The sequence below is a fragment of the Paenibacillus sp. GD4 genome (genome assembly GCF_030846225.1).
Lineage (GTDB): Bacteria > Bacillota > Bacilli > Paenibacillales > NBRC-103111 > Paenibacillus_G > Paenibacillus_G silviterrae.
The window spans coordinates 1,956,600-1,973,899 of record NZ_JAVCYK010000001.1 but is presented as its reverse complement, the minus strand read 5'-3'; the positions used below and the strand labels follow the sequence as shown (position 1 = coordinate 1,973,899).

Here is a 17,300-nt window from a genome sequence, read left to right as displayed (position 1 = left end):
AATAATAGGGTGTGCGGGAAAAGCCGAAAACCGTTGATGTTCATCTGCAGCGCTGCGAGTCAGTGTATCTGCCTTCGGCCGCTCTTGAAATCGGGTTGTCTGTATTGTAATTAATGGTAATAACCCGATTTCAAAGGCGGCACGTAAACTCTACGGTCAGATACACTGCTCTCCGCTAATCGATGAACACAAGGACATGCTTTTCCCACACAGCACGGAGGAAAGATAATGGGTAAACCAACCGGTTTTATGGAGTATAACCGAGAAGTACCGACCGAAGCCGCCCCTTTGCTGCGCATCAAGCACTGGAATGAATTCAGCACACCGCTCGACGAGGAGAAGCTTCAAACGCAGGGCGCCCGCTGTATGGATTGCGGCATCCCGTTCTGCCATACCGGCAAGCTGATCAGCGGCATGGCCGCCGGCTGCCCGGTTAACAACCTGATCCCGGAATGGAATGACCTGGTCTATAAGGGGCACTGGCGCGAGGCGCTCGACCGCCTGCATAAGACGAACAACTTCCCTGAGTTTACAGGACGTGTCTGTCCGGCCCCATGCGAAGGCTCCTGCACGGTCGGCTTGAACGGCTCGCCGGTAACGATCAAAAATATTGAGAAATCGATCATCGAGCGGGGCTTCTCCGAGGGCTGGGTTACCCCGCATCCGCCGGAGAAGCGAACCGGCAAGAAGGTGGCCGTGATCGGCTCCGGCCCTTCCGGTCTTGCGGCCGCAGCCCAGTTGAACAAGGCGGGACATACGGTTACGGTTTATGAACGCGCAGACCGTCCGGGCGGTCTGCTCATGTACGGGATTCCGAATATGAAGCTCGACAAGAAATACGTACAGCGCCGGGTCGAGCTCATGCAGGCGGAGGGCATTACCTTCGTGACGGGCACGGAGATCGGCAAGGATATACCCGCATCTCAGCTGAAGGCGGAGTACGACGCCATCGTGCTGTGCGGAGGCGCAACGAAAGGACGCGATCTGCCGATTGAGGGACGTGAGCTTAAGGGCGTCCATCTGGCGATGGAATTTCTCTCTAAGAACACGAAGAGTCTTTTGGATTCCGAGCATGGTGACGGGCAGTATATCAGCGCGGAAGGCAAGCATGTGGTCGTGATCGGGGGCGGCGACACGGGGACGGACTGCGTCGGCACGTCGATTCGCCATGGCTGCGCCAGCGTAACCCAATTTGAGATTATGCCGAAGCCGCCGGAAACTCGCCAGCCGAACAACCCTTGGCCGGAATGGCCGAAGGTGCTGAAGGTGGATTACGGCCAGGAGGAGGCGGCCGCGACGCAGGGAGCGGATCCTCGGCGTTATTTGATCAATACCAAGAGGTTCGTGGGAGATGAGAACGGGCATGTGAAGGAGCTGCACACCGTGCTGATCGAATGGAAGAAGGACGATCAGGGACGCTTCGTGCCGGTCGAGGTGCCTGGCAGCGAGCAGGTATATCCGGCTCAGCTCGTGCTTCTTGCGATGGGCTTCCTGGGGCCGGAATCCACTGTGCTGGATCAGCTCGGCGTGGAAAAGGACGAACGCTCCAACGCCAAGGCAGCCTACGGCAAATTCGCCACGAACGTGGAGGGGGTATTCGCAGCCGGAGATATGCGACGTGGCCAAAGCCTTGTGGTATGGGCGATCAACGAAGGACGCGAAGCCGCCCGCGAGGTGGACCGCTACCTGATGGGCTCAAGCAATTTGCCTTAGTTCTCTGCGATACAAACACGGCCTCAGACTTGCGGAGCGCCGTGTTTTTTGCATCAGACTTTAGTGAATCTTTAACTTCTCTCATGCGGCCATCGGTTATAATGATGCATATCAAAGGTCCATGACGAATTGGCTGGGGAGGAGGCGGGGGATGCTGCATCAAAAAATTGTGACACCGGAGGAACGAATGGCCCTCTTAGGCCTTAATCCGGATTCTATAGCAAAGGAAGCCGATCTAAGCGCCCTGAATCGCCCGGAGGAAGAGCCGGAGCTGAGACAGGAGGTGCGTCGTCTGCAGCGGACGGTTCTTGATTTACTGGAGCGGATGGCAGCTCTGGAGCAGCAATTGGCTCAAATGGAAGCAGCTCCTGCACGGGTTGCTCCCATTAACGAATTCGAGGCTCAGTCGGTACGCCCGGTGCCAAACGGGGAGCTTCCAATATCGCGCATGGAACGCTTTGGCCGAAGGAAGTCTCAGCCCGGCAAATGGTTCAGGTAATACCGTATAGATCCCATGCATAGGATGCTATACCACTAATAACACACAAGCCGTAAGGAGGTGCTCCCTTGGTAACAAGTGAAGAAAAGAACATGGCGCTGTTATCCCACTTACTCTGCTTTATTATCGGTATTTTTGCTCCGCTTATCATTTGGCTGATGAAGAAGGATCAATCCGCGTTCGTTGAAGACCATGCGAAGGAATCGCTGAATTTTCAGATTTCCATCATGATTTACTCGTTTATTTCGGCCATTTTGATTTTTGTGCTGGTCGGTATTGTCCTGCTCATTCTGATCGGTGTCGCAGCCTTAGTTCTAATTATTATTGCTACGATTAAAGCCGCCAACGGGGAAACATATCGCTATCCGTTAACGATTCGTTTGATCAAATAGTCTATCTAATAGCTAGCGTGAGCTGCCGCCGGGCGGCTCTTTTTTTACCCCGCCAACAATAAAACAGCCCATCGAAGGGCTTGAGCTCCCTCATGGGCTATTTCTCCTTACCGGCGCTTGCAGCCGCAAGGCGTCCAAACTCCTCGGGCCCGGTAAGGCTTAGAGCAAATCGTCGTCGTTTTGCGCGGGAACCGGATGCTTTGAGTGATGACTGGGACCTCATCATTGACCATGCGCTTCAGCAGACGAATCGCCTGCCCATACTTCGCATAATCGTAATCGCCGGTCTTCTTGTTCACAAAAGCGTAAGGCAGCTCCTCCGGCGTTATATAGGCAAACACACGTCCGTCCATCTCGGCCATAAAGACAAGGGGAGATTCCTCGTACCCTTCCTCCACCCATTGCTTCTTTGTGATGCGGTAGACCAGCACGGTGAAGATGTCCTCATACACCTTGCCCTTATACTTGAACTTAAAATGCAGCTCATATTCCGCGTCGCGGTCCGTTCGGGTTTTGCTGATGACACAGTAGCTTCTCCACCAGCTTGGAATGCGCAGCGTAAAGCCGTACCGCGTGTCGCGGTACGTGATTCGTTTCGGTGCTCTCACCTTCCTATCCCCTTTCCTGCGGTTCGATACTTTTACCATATTCAGGAGATGGAAGGATTATGGCTTAAACCAGATGTTTTTAAATTGAACCCAGTCGAGCGAATCCAGCGAAATGCCTTTGACAGAGGAGTGATACAAGGTTTTGAGCTTCTTAAAATACAGCAGCCGCAGCAGCCGCTTCGCCTTAAGCTGGGACTCGATCGCTTGCAGCAGCTCCGTACGGCGCCCGCGCTCAGACTCACGAAGAGCCGCTGTCAGCAAAAGGTCGATTTGGGCTCGGACAGAAGGCTCGACATGGCGCTGCATGCTTTTGAACAAATCGATGAGCCGCAGCTCCGCGTCGTTATCCAGCATAATGGAGAAGAGGAGCAGATCGGCCTGCAGTCTCGCTTCGCCTTTGAACTCCTCGGCACTGAGCAGTCTCAGTTCTACAGCCAGCCCTGCCTCCTGCAGGAGGGCTTGCACCAGCAGGGCATCCCGTTCGTACTGAGGGATGGTGCATAGTGACAGCCGCTCCCCCGTGTAGCCCGCCTGCTTCAGCAGTACCCTGACCTCGGTCGGAGCTACCGATACGGCCTCCATGGATAAGTGCTGCTCCGAGTCAAGGAAGCTGTCGCCGGCATAGACGGCGTCCCCGCCCAAGCGCTCAAGGAGCCGGGTCCGATCCAGGGCGGCCACAACGGCTTCGCGCAGCTCCGGCTGCGTCAGAGGGCCTTCCTTCAGCAAGTTGAAGGTAATAAACTTCGCCGTGGTTCCCTGCTGTTGAATTTGCTGCCAAGCACCGGTGGCCTCGTCGGGCAGCCGGTAATTATGCAGGATCTGAAAGCTTTCCAGCGTCCGAAAGCGGTCCTGCTCCTCCAGCCCTTCCATATGCCACAGCTCTACACGATCCAAATGCGCACGTCCCTGGAAGTAGGCGGGGAACACATCCAGCACGCACATGGAACGGTCATTTTTCACGAGCTTGAAGGGGCCGGTACCGACGGGAGAGAGCGCGAAGCGCTCCTTCAGCTCCTCGCATACGTCGGCAGGGAGGATGGAAGCGCGATTCGTGCCGGCATACTGCAGGAACAGCTCATTGGGCTCCGTAAGACGAAACTGTACCGTAATCGGATCGATTGCCTCGACAGCCTCAATCTGGCGGAGCACCCAGCTGTACAAGGAGCCGGAAGCACGCTGTTTAAGCCGTTCGAACGTATAGACGACATCCTCCGCATCCAGCTCCCGGCCATGGTGAAACAGCACACCCTTGCGCAGGTGAAAGGTCCACGCCTTCCGCTCCGCATCGGCTTCCCAAGCATGGGCCAAATGGGGCTCGATCGATTGGGTTAGCCGATTGTACCGCACTAACGGATCGAATAGCTGATGCACCAGGTGAGCCTCCGTCGTAAAGTGAATCGTAGCCGGGTCCAGTGAGGTAAGTGGCTGGGTGAGAGGAAAGCGCAGCAGATCGAAGCGAACCTTCCCCCGCACCTCGCTGCTGTAGCCGAAGTATCCGTTCAGCCAATGGTGGAAGCTTTCCTTCAGGGAGTCCGGGACATGAAACACCTTCATTTGCTCCAGCGCCCCTCGCAGATCCTTCCGCTCCACCAGATCCTTCGCCACATCCAGAATCAAGTCATCCGCCGGCTTGAGAAAAAGGAGCTTCGATCGCTGCCCTCTGCCGCGTCTTGCCTCCCAATCCACCCATCCGAGCTCCTGCATTTTTTTCAACAAAAGCTGTGTGTTCCGATGGGTGCAATCCAGCCCGCCAGCAAGCTCATCGAGGGTGACCCCCAACGGCTGCTTTTCCCGAATATGTGGATACTGCTCCCGAAGCCGCAAGTAGTGCGAGGCCAGCTTCATCCAGATCACCTTCTTTCGCCTAAAATACGAAAATTGTTATTTAAAAGTTACACTTTTTGTTCCTGTTTTTCAAGCTACAATAAGGACAGATCACCATAAGGCGGGAGGAACGATAGCCATGATGGAATTACCGGTCGAGTCGCGTATGCCGCTGACTTTATCTTGGAGAGAACAGCTGCTTAAGGAGGCGCAGGCGGAGCTGAAGCAAGGCCGGGGGGCTCCCGAGCGGCAGTGGAACACGATGACAGAGCTCGCGCGTTTGTTTTACAGCTTGCAGGAGGGGCTGCCTGTGAGTGAAGTGCTTTTCTTGGATGATGCTGAAGTGATACGGAGAGTGATCGCCAGCTCCTGCTTGTCCGACGAAACGGGGATGTGTCTCAGGGAGGCGCTTCGGTTTCCGGGCGAAAGGGAAGAGGTAGCCGCTAAAGCAGCCGAGGAATTGATTGAGGTCATCCGTGTTCTTAGCCCAAATGCCGATAGCTGGAATTGGCTTCAATAAGGAGGTAACGAACCGTTGAATACGCAACCGAGTTTGGAACGCCAAGATGGGTGGCTGCTTGCGGCGGCACTGGTTTGCGGCGCTGTCCATCACATCGTTTTTTATGAACATGCTTGGGGTGTTTCCGTCCCTTTGTTTATCGGCCTTTTCTATGCGATGTTCTTCTGGGCATACCAGGGGCGAGAGGGACGAACGCTGGGACCGTCGGCAATCGTTCTTGTTGCCGTTGCTCTGCTCAGCTTTACCTACGGCTTATTTAGCAATACGCTGTTCCGTGTATTGAATACGCTGGCGGTGCCGGGCCTGGTTCTGCTACATACCGTATGGATGGTGCGAGGCAGTCGGTTTGAACCGACAAAGCTGCTCGGGCTGATGGCCGAGCAGGTGTTGTTCCAGACGATCAGCAACGTGTCCGCTCCGATCAAGCTGCTGTTTCGGTCTATGACCTCGCGGATGTCCAGCCGGCGCTCTAAGGAGCTGGTCAAGGTGCTGACCGGTCTGCTGATTTCGATCCCCTTGCTGGCGCTGGTCGTTTCTTTACTTGCTTCCGCGGATACCATGTTCGACCGGTCCTTGTCGCGGCTGCCCAAGCTGCTGGAGGGCTTGGAGGCGGGGGAGCTTCTGTTTCGCGGACTCTGGATTGTTCTTGTAGCCGTCCTGTTATTTGCCTATATGAAAGGGCTGCTCTATCCCAAACCATTCGGCTCCGCTGCCCGTAAGGAGACGGAAGCGGGAGTATGGGAGCCCGATCCTCCCGCCCTGCAGACTTCATCAAAGACCCAGCCGCTTATCGACCCCACCATTGCTGCGACATTGCTTGTGGTGTTGAATGGCGTCTACTTGCTCTTTGCCTTCGTTCAATTCTCCTACTTCTTCGGGGGAGGGTCCTCCGCTCTGCCGGAGGGCGTAACGTATGCCGAGTACGCCCGTAAGGGCTTCGGGGAGCTGGTCACCGTCACAGTAATCAACTTCACGGTGCTCATGATCATGCTCTACGGGGTGAACCGCACCGGCATCAATGCGTACAGGCTGCTGCGCTTGCTGCTGGCGGTGCTCATCGGCTGCACGGGCGTGATGCTAAGCTCCGCCTATTTGCGGCTGTCGATGTACGAAGAGGCCTACGGCTACACCGTGACGAGGATTTTGGTGCATGCGTTTATGGTGTTCTTGCTGGTGCTGTTTGTTATCGCGCTTTATAAGCTTTGGAAGCCGAAGGTCTCGCTAATCAAGCCTTATTTGGCTGTTGCCCTGCTTGCCTACGTAGCGTTGAATTACTTGAACGTCGACGCAATCATCGCCCGCAGCAATATGGAGCGCTATGAAACGACGGGGCGCATCGATGTCAACTATTTGGGAAGCCTGAGCTACGAGGTAGTTCTATCGCTGGTGGAGCTGAAGCGCAAGCATCCCGAGGTGGGGGAAACGGACGAAGCGCTGAGGCGGATGCGGGAACGCTTGATGCGTACGGAGGACGATCCTTGGTTTTCCTTCAATTGGTCCGAATGGCAGGCCCGGAAGCTGCTTTCTGGAAAAGAGTAAATTGGTAATTCCTTACTGGCGTTGACACGGGTCTGTTAGCATATTATGATCATTTTAAACAATGAGAATAATGGCAGGCGGAGGCGGTGTCCGGTGAAAAACAAGGCTGACTTAATCCTGCATCCGGTGCGGCTTAAGATCATTCAAACGCTGGTCGGCGGCAGGCAGCTCACCGTAGGGCAAATGGCCGAGCGACTGCCCGAGGTGCCTCAGGCAACGCTGTACCGGCATTTGAATCTGCTGCGCAAGGGCGGACTGCTGGTGGTTGTAGATCAGAAGCAAATTCGCGGGGCGGTCGAACGGGTCTATGCGCTTGCCGATCAGGGGGAGAGCCTTACCGAGGAGGATCTTAAGAAGGCGACGCCGCAGGATCATATGCAGTACTTTCTGCATTTCCTTGCAGGCTTAATTAATGATTTCGGGACGTATCTGGAGGGCGAATCGATCGACCCTCGCAAGGACGGACTGTCTTATCGCCAAGCGTCCTTCTTTGCCTCGGACGAGGAGCTGCTGGAATTTATCGCCGGCTTCAGGGAGTCGCTCTACCGTATGATGGACAACGAACCTACGGAGACGCGCCGCAAGCGCATACTAACTACGATTTTGCTTCCCGATAAGCAATAAGCCAAGACCGATTACAGGTAAAAGGACCTCAATCCACACGATTCGTGGAATAGAGGTCCTTTTTTTTGCTACTCCAGCTTCCCTTCCAGATAATCCCGTATGGCCCCGGGGATCTCCTTCAGCGAGGACAAGGTCAAGTAAGCGCCGGTCGGCTTGGCCGTTACCTCCACTTGATTGAAGGACCACTCCTGCTGCGCCGGCATGAAGATCGCATGGATGCCGTTCTCCAGTGCAGGCATGATATCGGTGCGCAGGGAATTTCCGATCATCCAGGTGCTGCTGCGATCGAAGCCGTGGGAACGGATCAAGCCGCCGAGAAATTCGGTCGTCTTGTGCCGCGTTACATGAATGCGGTCGCCAAAAAACCGCGCCAAATCGGCTTCGGTTACTTTGCGCATTTGAATGGCCGGATCTCCGCCGGTATATAGATGCAGCTCATGCCCGGCCGCCTGAAGCTCAAGCAGCGTTTCCTCCATGTGAGGGTAAGGCTCGATATCGTGACCGTATACTGAATCCCCGAGCTCCTTCAAGGAGTGAACCTCATCTTCGCGCCAAGGACGTCCGAGCAGATGACAGTAATATTCATAAGTATCGATAAACGACTTGGGAAAATGGGAGGGAGAGAACCCGCTGACCAGCACCTGCTGCAGATCCAGCTCAGCCTGCTTCTTCTTCACTTCCTCAATCGATAAGTGATATCCGTGAAACCACATCTCCATCTGGTCGGCGAACTGATCCATGACCATATCAAAAAATTTATTACAATACAGCAGTGTATCGTCCAAATCAAACAAAATCGTCTGCGGCTTCATCATCGTGGTTCGGCTCCTGCTACCTATAGAATAACAGCCCCTAAACGGCTGTCCTGCTATTATACCACGACACAGGACAGCGCCGCATCCTCCTTCTCTTTTGCCTCCTGCAGCGGCAGCGCTTCTTTGCCGCCATACATGTCGCTTTTGCCTTGGAATACGGCCCCTTGCTCAATAATCAGCGAGCCGGCCAAGATGGTGCCGGAGAGCTTGCCGGTCGCCGTGATCCGGACGGTTCCTTCGGCACGCACAATGCCTTCTACACGTCCGGCAATGATCACATGGGCGGCATGCAGATCGGAACGCACATATCCCCGTTCTCCGACCACGACCTCTCCCTCCGAGCGCAGCCGGCCGCGCACCTCGCCTTCCACCCGAAGATCCGCCGGTGCATACAGGTCGCCTTCAATTACACTGCCTTCTCCGATCAAGGTGACGGCACCGCCGCTGACCGCCAGAGGAGGCTTCATCTTTCTGAACATTGCCATGATTTCTTTACCACCTTCATGATTATGTTAAGGCTAGCACTAGCTCTTCGTTGCATTGGCCGGCAAATAAGGCTTCGGATCCGTTGCCTTCCCGCCTTGAATCACCTCATAATGCAGATGCGGTCCGGTACTGCGTCCGGTAGTGCCCAGCCTTCCGATGGTTTGGCCTTTCACAACCTTATCGCCCTGCTTCACATCTAAGCTGTTCAAATGCATATACCAGGTGCGAAGTCCGGAACCGTGCTCTAGAATGACGTGGTTCCCGTGCAGCTTGTCGTAGCTTGCCGTATGTACCGTGCCGCTGCCGGAGGCATAGACCGGATCGTTCATTTTGCCGGCGATGTCGATCCCCCGGTGAAAGCTGAGCTTATGATGAATCGGATCCTTACGGTATCCGTAATTGGAGGTCACAATCCGTGACACGGTAGGCCATAGGCTTGGAGTATGCTGCAGGCGCTCTCGCTTTTCCATCAGAACGCGTCTCGATTCCGCGAAGCGGGCTTCCAGCTCGGCCATTTCGGCGCCCAGCGCCGCATAAGAGGCTTCCGTGGCGGAAGCCAACGCTTTCGTCTCCTGCGTCGTTACGGAAACGGCAGGGCCGCCCATTCCGGCTAGAGCCGAACCTCCGGCGTCGGCCTGTCCCTGTGAGATCGCTGCTTCTGCTCCCGGGGACAGCTTCTTCAGCTCATCCTCCAGCTGCTTCATTTGTTCGACCTTGCTGCGTACCTCCTCGGCCTGCTTGGACAACGAGAAGATATCGTTTTTCAACTGCTCGATCGTGGCGTTTTTGCTGTCCAAATCCTTTTCCAGCTGCTCATTTTGTCCGGATAGCTCCGCATTCCACCAATATGCCGTGGCGGCGGTATGAGCATAATGAAAATAGACGAATAAGGAGGCGATCACCAGAAGAGCTGCCGTAATTACGGTACCCCAGATGGCCGCCCGGCTCAGCTTGACACGAACGACACTGCCGTTCACCTCAGGAATGATGACGAACGTCAGCTTGCTTTGAAACCACTTGTAATTCATGATAACTCCTTTCGGTTTCTTGCACTTTCATGGATTAGCCCTCAGGGACCAACTCGGGGTTTGCCCGAAGCACGTTTTGCTCCTTTGCCGATTGGATTTCCATATGCGTCGTCCCCAGCAGGAGAACCAGGCTGATGCAATACCCGATCCCGCACAGCGTGCCGACGATAGCATATTGCCTGCCGAACATGACACCTAAAGCCACCAGTCCTATCATCAGAACTAATACGGCATTTCCGGTTCGACTCCAGGTACGGTACGATCTCTGGCCGACAAGGGAGCTCAACCATCCGTTCTTGTTCGATCGGTTCATTGGCCCGGAGCCATTCCCTGCTTCCGACTGCTTTCCCGGACTCCTCATAGGGAAGCGTCCTGCTGCAAGCAGAATGGCGACCAGAAGAAGCGGCTGGTAGCTTAAGAAAATGAGCGACGAGCTGTAGTTGCCGAAGCTGAACACCTCGGTTGTGCTTTTAAACGAAAGCAGCGAGGTGACCAGCAGAAAAAGAGCGAAGGACGTATTGATCACAGTATAATCCCTCGATTTCAGCAAGCTTGCAATGCCGTTTAAAAATGACAAGAAAATTAAGCACATTTTGCATACAAGGATGGGGACAAAGATCATCAGCACCGGCAGGTCCACCCGGTCAAGAAAGTCCGTAATATGGATATGCTGTACCAAACTATAGTTTGGATAAACCATATTGCCGGGTACGATCGGGCCGAGCACCGCCACCTCCAGCACTAACAGGAGCGTCAATAGAAAGGAGGAAATGACCGTGCCGTGACGAACCGCCGCGGTGAGCTGCCGGGCATTCCACAGGGTATGCAGGAAGGCGCCCATTACAAAAATGTCTCCGTACCAGCCGAAGGTCAAATAATTGAGCCTCAAATGATCCGCAACCGACGAGGCCAAAATCGGCTGCAATAAATTAACCGAAACTTCATTGCTGAGAAAAAGCGGCAGCAGCACAAACAGCCCGAATAGGACGGGCAGAAAAAAATCGTTTACCCGCGCTACGACCTCCACACTGGTACGGCCGTAAAATATTAGGACCAGCACCAGTACAAGGATAATCATCTCATCCGGCGTATTCGGAAGCAGAATCGTACCGATGAACTTGCCAAAGGATCGAAGATCCCGCACCAAAATGAGCCAAAGGTGAAAAAGCAGCACAAGATTGACCAGCGTGCCGGCAAATTTTCCGAAGATCGCTTTGGTAATTTCAAACATGTGCATGCCCGGAAATCGCTGCGCAATAAATCCGAAGCAAAAGGCTATCACGAACAAGTATGCCGTTGGAATCAGATACGCGAACCAGGCGTCCATCTCGGCAACACGTACAAGCTCATGCTGTATCGTCAGCAGTCCGCCGCCCGTTATTAGCGCTGCGGTCAGCCAGGCGAATTGACGGTGATTGATGATTTGCAAGTCGTTCAAGTGCATGGCACCAGCCTTTCGTTGAAGTACCTATTACGACGGGTGGATATACTTAAATACCCATGGAGAGACATTATCAATAAAAAAACCAGTCGGCATTGGTACATCGATATCGAGTACAATACAAGCAAATAAAGCAAGGGTGGCGACATACACGAGCAAATGCAGCCGCCTCATCGACCTTTTCAGTGTCTTGATTCGCTGAATATCCATCAAGACGGTTACCAGAAGCAAAGCGCCGAATACGTAAATGAAAATCGAATTCATTGTTTCTGCGTTCCCCCCTTGACGATATTCTGGTGGATCAGTCCGTTCTCCGCTATGACCGTCTTGACGTTGATATCAAACTCAGCGTCCTGAAGAGGGGCAGGCCATGCTTTGGCGTAGCTTTGCTGCCACAACGCCGGATACGAGCGGCGTAGTGCGTTGCCTAGCTGAGCCGGATCGGACTGCTGCTTGATCGACTTGCTTAACGCATCCTGGATCGAGCGCTTAATATGATCGGCAAGGGCGTTCTCTACCTTAATGGCCGGGCTTGTTTGGCTTAAATCGTAAGAGGACCAGTTTTCCAGCATCTTGGCTCGGACGAGAACCTCGATCTGGTACGTCAGTTTGCCCTCCCGAATGATGGTATTCAGATGGGATTCCGTATTGTAAATCTTCAGTGATATGGCCGAATGGTCTTCAAGCTGCAATGTAATTGGGGCGACGATTCGATGATTCATCAGCCAGGCAAGGCCGCTCGCGACATCGGATTCCAAGGTACCGACCATCTTGTCTCCCTTAAACATGGCAAACCCCAGCACGTTGACTTCCTTCGACGTCTTCTCGCTTTTCTCGGATTCCTTGACCTCCATATACGCCGCGATAGGATCGGATCCGGGAGCAGCCAAGGCTACGGCTACGTTCTTCGTGCTGACATTCATAATGTAGGGCCCCTTGGCCAGCTCCCGGATGGCTTCCGACGGAAAGCGCTCAAACTTTGGCGTAGACAGCAGCATTTTGTATGCCGGGCCCTTCGTCACAACCATGTATCCGCTTAGGCGGCTTTCCGTCGTACGCGGAAGTGTATCGAAGAGATCCTTAATTCCCTTGCGGGCAAACTCCTCGCTCACAAGAAAGACACGCCTATGGGCCAGAAACATGCGGCGGGGCATTCGCTGCTGAAGCTTGCCCTGAGCCTCTCGAACGGTAGAGCCGGTCTCGGAGTCGATGTAATAGCTCTTCTCTCCGCCGGTCCCACCTCCGCCCCCGGTGGCTCCGCCCATTTGCCCCGGCAAGGGAACCAGCACCGAGAACCGGACCTTGCCGTCCTGCTCTAGATCAACGGAAGAGGCCAGGATAAAGGCCATATCGTTGATTTCCGTTCGGTCCCAACAGCCGGTAAGCAGCATCACGCACATAACGAGGAGAGGCAAACTCTTGAGCCTTCGCCAATTCATCGTTATCATTGCTCATCCCCCTCCCGCTTGCGGTGATGTTCAATCGTTTTTCCTTTTTGGCCGCCATCCTGCAGGATTTCCTGAGAGAGATCCCCGCCCATGCGCTGCTCGTCCATGACAGGCATGAAGGCCGGGCGAGTCTCCATGGCCCACCATGGAGAACGAATGGCGATATCCTTCATATCCCTGGAAGATAACGGGCCGATAGGAGACAAGTAAGGAACCCCAAACGAGCGCAGGCTCGCCAAATGTCCCATAATGAGCATGACTGCAATCAAAATGCCGTACATTCCGAAGACGGCAGCGGCAAAGATGATCGGAAAGCGAAGCATCCTTACGGCGATGGCCCCGTTGAAGCGAGGGATCGTGAACGAGGCGATCCCTGTAATGGAGACCACGATAACGACAGGCGCGGATACGATTCCCGCCTCCACGGCAGCTTGTCCCACGACGAGGGCGCCGAGAATACTAACCGCAGAGCCGATTGTCTTCGGCAGCCGTATACCGGCCTCGCGCAGCGCCTCGAACGTAATTTCCATAATCAACGCTTCCACAACGGCTGGGAACGGAATGGACTCGCGTGCCGCAGCGACCGATAAGAGGAGCTGCGTCGGCAGCAAATCCTGATGAAACGTCGATATCGCCACATATAGACCCGGTGTCAGCAAGGAAAGCCCAAAGAACAAATATCGCAGCCAGCGCAGCAGCGTAGCGATCTGAAAACGTTCGTAGTAGTCCTCGCTGGCCTGCATAATCTCCATAAAGACAAAGGGAACAAGCAAAACAAACGGAGTACCGTCGATGACAATGCCTACACGACCCTGAAGAAGAGCCGCAGCCACCATATCGGGTCTTTCCGTATATTGAATTTGCGGGAACGGCGACCACGCGGAATCCTGAATAAATTCTTCAATGTAGCCCGACTCCAGCACAGCATCGATATCAATCTTCTCTAGACGTTTGACGACCTCCTGGACGACTTGGGGATCGGCGATCGAATCCAGATAGGTAACCACAATATTTGTATTACTCTCCCGCCCGATCGTCATCGGCTTCATCTTCAGCCGCGGCGTCTTCAGCTTCCGCCGAATCATTGAGGTGTTCGTGCGAAGGCTCTCAACGAACCCTTCACGGGGCCCCCGAATAACAGATTCCGTCTCGGGCTCGGCAATGGAGCGCTTCTCAGCTCCCCGCAGCCCTATAACGATGGCCTGTGTGCTTCCGCCGACAATCAGGCCTGTATCCCCGCTAAGCACGGCGAGCAGCAAGTCCGCGTAATTATCTGCCTTTTTCGTTTGCGATACAGGCAGCGTGGCGGACAGGATCCGGTCGGTAAGGTGCTCGCCGCCCTCCAGAATCATGAGCGCCTGCATCATGTCATTCACTTGGCCGCCGTTCACGAGTCCGTCAATATTGAAGAGAATCGCGCGGATATCCGGCTCGATCAGGAACTCGCGAAGCACAAAGTCGGAGCAATCGGCAAACAGCTTATTTAGGTAATCCTTGTTTTCCTCAAGGGTAGGGAAGACGGAAACGGATTTGAGGTCCTGAATAAACCGGTAGTCGTGCTTCTCCATCGCCTCTTCTTTTTGCTGTTGTCCTTTTTTCTTGCCTTTTCTCGGAATGATCACAGCTTCGGTACTCCTTTTCTGCCGTTATAAAAGAGTTCCGAACTATTTTTCTCAAAATTTGAAAATTTATTTAGCAAAATTTATATATCGCTCTGTTCCTGCGCCGAACGACCGTACAGACGAATAGGGAAACTCCTCCCGGTAAAGGCTAAAAGGTGCAAAGCCGAATCGCCAAAACTTTTCAAAAGCAGGGGGTCGGTACGGTGCTATGGATCATAATCGTACTTTTGTTATTCATTTCACAAATTCTCACCGTGTTGATCGGGGAGTTCAGGCATCCGTCGAAGACAGTAGCCTGGATGGTCATTCTTTTTATGTTTCCACTTATTGGTTTTTTTATGTATTACTTTCTGGCCAAGGAATACTCCCAACGCCGCAAGGTACGCCGCAAGGGGATCCGTTATGTGACCGATATTCGTTATTTGGGCAAAAAGCATTCCGCTTCCGAGCATCCGCTGGAGGAGGGGAAGCTGGGGGCCTGGCGGGATGAGCCGCGGCTGTTTGCCTTGCTCAGCAATATTCCGGGATCGTTGATTACGCAGCTCAACGAAGTTAAGGTGCTCACGAATGCGCAGCAGGCTTATCCCGTTATGCTCGAAGCATTGGAGCAGGCAACGCATCATATTCATTTTCAGTATTACACATACCGGCATGATCGAATCGGCTTGCAATTCCACGAGGTTCTGCTCCGCAAAGCGAAAGAGGGCGTGAAGGTACGCTGCATCTTTGACGGGATCGGAAGCTACAAGCTGAACCATAAGTACATAAAGCAGCTGAAGGAGGCGGGCGCCGAGGTCTATATGTTTCTCCCGGCCCTTGTCGCATTCTTCGATAAGCGCATGAACTACCGGAATCACCGCAAAATCATTGTGGTGGACGGATTAAAGGGTTATCTCGGAGGCATCAATATTGGGGACGAATATTTAGGGGCCAATCCGCGCTTGGGTTTTTGGCGGGATACGCATCTGGAGCTTTGCGGCGATGCCGTTTACTCCTTGCAGCAGACGTTTCTGACAGACTGGGCGTTCGTGACGGGCCATCAAGTGGCGGATCCGCTGCTGTATCCGGAGCATACCTGCGAGGAACGCAAAGCGGTCCAGCTGATCGCAAGCGGCCCCGACGCTTATTGGGATGCGATCCTGGAAATGTTTTTCGGCGCGATTACGACGGCCAAAAAGCGAATTTACATTACTTCGCCGTATTTTATTCCGGATGAAAGCATCGTCATGGCTCTCAAATCGGCTGCGATCAGCGGTGTGGACGTTCGCATCATTTACCCCGATAAGGCGGATTCGAGACTTGTCAACTATGCCTCGCTTTCCTTCCTGGAGGAGCTGATGCAGGCGGGGGTAAGGTTCTACAGCTACCAGAAAGGGTTTATTCACGCCAAAATCATGATCATCGATCATCTCTTGGCTACGGTGGGTACGGCGAATATGGACATGCGAAGCTTTTTCAGCAATTTCGAATTGAATGCGGTGCTTTTCGATCAGGAGTCGATTCATCGGCTTGAGCAGGACTTTTATCAGGATATGAAGGACAGCTTTGAAGTGAAACCCGACATTTTCGAGAAACGTCCCAAATGGCAAAAACGCAAGGAAGCGATAGCCCGATTGTTATCGCCGTTATTTTAAAGCACATGACAAAGGAGGTGATTGGTTGTGGTGAAACGTGGCAAAGAGGCAAGACGCAAGCATGAGCCTTCGATCGCGCCGGGGATGAGCACGCATGATCCGTTAGAGGAGGAGGCATCCGCTACGGAAGTGCAGGCAGGCGAGTCCACCCCGGTGACCCGTCTGTACTGGGACAGGACACCGCGGGATTAGGTACTTAGGGAATATGCGATAACACGTGATCCAGATTTTGCGGGGGCGTTTGCTGAATAAGGTCTCCCTTACGCTGCAGGCGTTCCCCGATATTGAGCAAATGAAAATCGCGGGGATCGGGGCGAAGGCGAACCTCCTCCCAGGTGAGCGGCGTAGAAACCGAAGCGCTTTCCCTTGCTCTAGGCGTGTAAGGAGCGGACAGCGTCTTGCCGTACCAATGCTGAAGATAATCGATATAAATGAGCGATCCGCGGTTTTTCTTCAGCCGTTCGATGGTGAACAGCTTCGGATGCATCTGAACCGCATAGCTTGCCACGAAATGCCCGATACGACGCAGCTGCTCAAAGGTGTAGCCCTTCTCTCGTGCAATCGGCACATAAATCTGAACGCCTGTGGCACCCGAGGTTTTCGGTACCGAACGTATGTTCAGCTTATCAAGAATATCGCCGATGATTTCGGCGGCCTGCATAATGCGGGGCTCCGGGTCGATGCTGGGATCGATGTCAATCAGCCATTCCTCCGGCAGCTGGGATCCGATCCGGTGAAAAGACGGATGAAATTCAAGGCAGGCCAAGTTGCCAAGCCAAACCAACGTGGGCAGTGAGTCCAGGTGTACATAATTGATGCTCTCCAGTATCGCCGTCCGCACGAAATCCGGCGTAGGCTCGGGGGTGTTTTTTTGATAAAACGACTTTTCGTTCCACCCGTTCGGGAATCGGATCGTCGTCAAATAGCGGTCTCGGCAATAGGTAAGCAGGTAGGGGGCCAAAGCGATGAGCCGTTCAAGATACATCGCCTTCGTAATGCCTTTTTCCGGCCAAAGCAGCTTGTCCGGATTCGTGATCGTGACCTCGTGACCCTCGATTAAGACGGTCGCTTTATTCTGTTTGCCGCGGGTAGCGGTTGCCATACAGA

General features: G+C 53.9%; 18 protein-coding genes. 8 read left to right on the top strand and 10 right to left on the bottom strand.

Annotated features, from left to right (window positions below; all coding sequences use genetic code 11):
* Positions 1 to 228: 228 nt before the first annotated feature.
* The 3 genes from RAC89_RS09260 to RAC89_RS09250 all read left to right on the top strand — a co-directional run bounded on the left by RAC89_RS09260 (position 229) and on the right by RAC89_RS09250 (position 2,604).
* The gene (locus RAC89_RS09260; RefSeq protein WP_306613142.1) at positions 229 to 1,713 is read left to right on the top strand and encodes a glutamate synthase subunit beta; all 1,485 of its coding nucleotides are present in this window, start codon (positions 229 to 231) and stop codon (positions 1,711 to 1,713) included.
* Positions 1,714 to 1,864: 151 nt separating this feature from the next.
* Complete coding sequence (locus RAC89_RS09255; protein WP_306613140.1) at positions 1,865 to 2,212, top strand: hypothetical protein; 348 nt, start codon at positions 1,865 to 1,867, stop codon at positions 2,210 to 2,212.
* Between the two features lie 68 nt (positions 2,213 to 2,280).
* A complete protein-coding gene (locus RAC89_RS09250; protein WP_306613138.1) occupies positions 2,281 to 2,604 on the top strand; it encodes a DUF4870 domain-containing protein in 324 nt (107 codons plus the stop codon).
* A gap of 107 nt (positions 2,605 to 2,711) precedes the next feature.
* On the opposite strand, the gene RAC89_RS09245 is transcribed toward RAC89_RS09250, so the two are convergent.
* Positions 2,712 to 3,212, bottom strand: coding sequence for a hypothetical protein (locus RAC89_RS09245; RefSeq protein ID WP_306613136.1), 501 nt, complete (start codon positions 3,210 to 3,212; stop codon positions 2,712 to 2,714).
* Positions 3,213 to 3,269: 57 nt separating this feature from the next.
* Positions 3,270 to 5,057: an ABC transporter substrate-binding protein gene (locus tag RAC89_RS09240; protein WP_306613134.1), complete on the bottom strand. Its 1,788-nt coding sequence runs from the start codon at positions 5,055 to 5,057 to the stop codon at positions 3,270 to 3,272.
* A gap of 118 nt (positions 5,058 to 5,175) precedes the next feature.
* Here RAC89_RS09240 and RAC89_RS09235 point away from each other — a divergent pair, with 118 nt between their 5' ends.
* The 3 genes from RAC89_RS09235 (at position 5,176) to RAC89_RS09225 (ending at position 7,719) form a co-directional block, all read left to right on the top strand.
* The gene (locus tag RAC89_RS09235; RefSeq protein ID WP_306613132.1) at positions 5,176 to 5,556 is read left to right on the top strand and encodes a hypothetical protein; all 381 of its coding nucleotides are present in this window, start codon (positions 5,176 to 5,178) and stop codon (positions 5,554 to 5,556) included.
* A 15-nt stretch (positions 5,557 to 5,571) separates the two neighbouring features.
* Positions 5,572 to 7,095 carry a DUF4153 domain-containing protein gene (locus RAC89_RS09230; RefSeq protein WP_306613130.1) on the top strand — a complete coding sequence of 508 codons (1,524 nt, stop codon included), beginning with the start codon at positions 5,572 to 5,574 and terminating at the stop codon, positions 7,093 to 7,095.
* A 93-nt stretch (positions 7,096 to 7,188) separates the two neighbouring features.
* Entirely contained in the window at positions 7,189 to 7,719 is a 531-nt protein-coding gene (locus tag RAC89_RS09225; protein ID WP_306613128.1) for a helix-turn-helix domain-containing protein, read from the top strand.
* Positions 7,720 to 7,787: 68 nt separating this feature from the next.
* On the opposite strand, the gene RAC89_RS09220 is transcribed toward RAC89_RS09225, so the two are convergent.
* From RAC89_RS09220 to RAC89_RS09190, 7 genes are read right to left on the bottom strand one after another with little or no spacing between them, the layout of a single operon-like run.
* Positions 7,788 to 8,531: an HAD family hydrolase gene (locus tag RAC89_RS09220; protein WP_306616073.1), complete on the bottom strand. Its 744-nt coding sequence runs from the start codon at positions 8,529 to 8,531 to the stop codon at positions 7,788 to 7,790.
* Positions 8,532 to 8,590: 59 nt separating this feature from the next.
* Entirely contained in the window at positions 8,591 to 9,019 is a 429-nt protein-coding gene (locus tag RAC89_RS09215; protein WP_306613126.1) for a bactofilin family protein, read from the bottom strand.
* A 39-nt stretch (positions 9,020 to 9,058) separates the two neighbouring features.
* Positions 9,059 to 10,048 (bottom strand): M23 family metallopeptidase, encoded by a 990-nt coding sequence (locus tag RAC89_RS09210; protein ID WP_306613123.1) that lies wholly within the window; start codon positions 10,046 to 10,048, stop codon positions 9,059 to 9,061.
* A gap of 34 nt (positions 10,049 to 10,082) precedes the next feature.
* Complete coding sequence (locus RAC89_RS09205) at positions 10,083 to 11,477, bottom strand: GerAB/ArcD/ProY family transporter (RefSeq protein WP_306613121.1); 1,395 nt, start codon at positions 11,475 to 11,477, stop codon at positions 10,083 to 10,085.
* A gap of 42 nt (positions 11,478 to 11,519) precedes the next feature.
* Positions 11,520 to 11,753, bottom strand: a complete 234-nt coding sequence (locus tag RAC89_RS09200; RefSeq protein WP_306613119.1) for a hypothetical protein — start codon at positions 11,751 to 11,753, stop codon at positions 11,520 to 11,522.
* Positions 11,750 to 12,937 carry a Ger(x)C family spore germination protein gene (locus RAC89_RS09195; protein WP_306613118.1) on the bottom strand — a complete coding sequence of 396 codons (1,188 nt, stop codon included), beginning with the start codon at positions 12,935 to 12,937 and terminating at the stop codon, positions 11,750 to 11,752. The genes RAC89_RS09200 and RAC89_RS09195 overlap by 4 nt, the downstream gene beginning before the upstream one ends.
* The gene (locus RAC89_RS09190; protein WP_373430011.1) at positions 12,934 to 14,505 is read right to left on the bottom strand and encodes a spore germination protein; all 1,572 of its coding nucleotides are present in this window, start codon (positions 14,503 to 14,505) and stop codon (positions 12,934 to 12,936) included. Before RAC89_RS09190 ends, RAC89_RS09195 begins: the two co-directional genes overlap by 4 nt.
* Before the next feature lie 257 nt (positions 14,506 to 14,762).
* Between RAC89_RS09190 and cls the strand changes: the two genes are divergently transcribed.
* Both cls and RAC89_RS09180 read left to right on the top strand, forming a co-directional pair.
* A complete protein-coding gene (cls, locus tag RAC89_RS09185; RefSeq protein WP_306613114.1) occupies positions 14,763 to 16,193 on the top strand; it encodes a cardiolipin synthase in 1,431 nt (476 codons plus the stop codon).
* Positions 16,194 to 16,223: 30 nt separating this feature from the next.
* Positions 16,224 to 16,385, top strand: a complete 162-nt coding sequence (locus RAC89_RS09180; RefSeq protein WP_306613112.1) for a hypothetical protein — start codon at positions 16,224 to 16,226, stop codon at positions 16,383 to 16,385.
* A 4-nt stretch (positions 16,386 to 16,389) separates the two neighbouring features.
* Here the strand turns inward: RAC89_RS09180 and ligD are convergent, their stop codons facing one another.
* Positions 16,390 to 17,295: a non-homologous end-joining DNA ligase gene (gene ligD, locus RAC89_RS09175; protein ID WP_306613110.1), complete on the bottom strand. Its 906-nt coding sequence runs from the start codon at positions 17,293 to 17,295 to the stop codon at positions 16,390 to 16,392.
* Between the last annotated feature and the right edge of the window lie 5 nt (positions 17,296 to 17,300).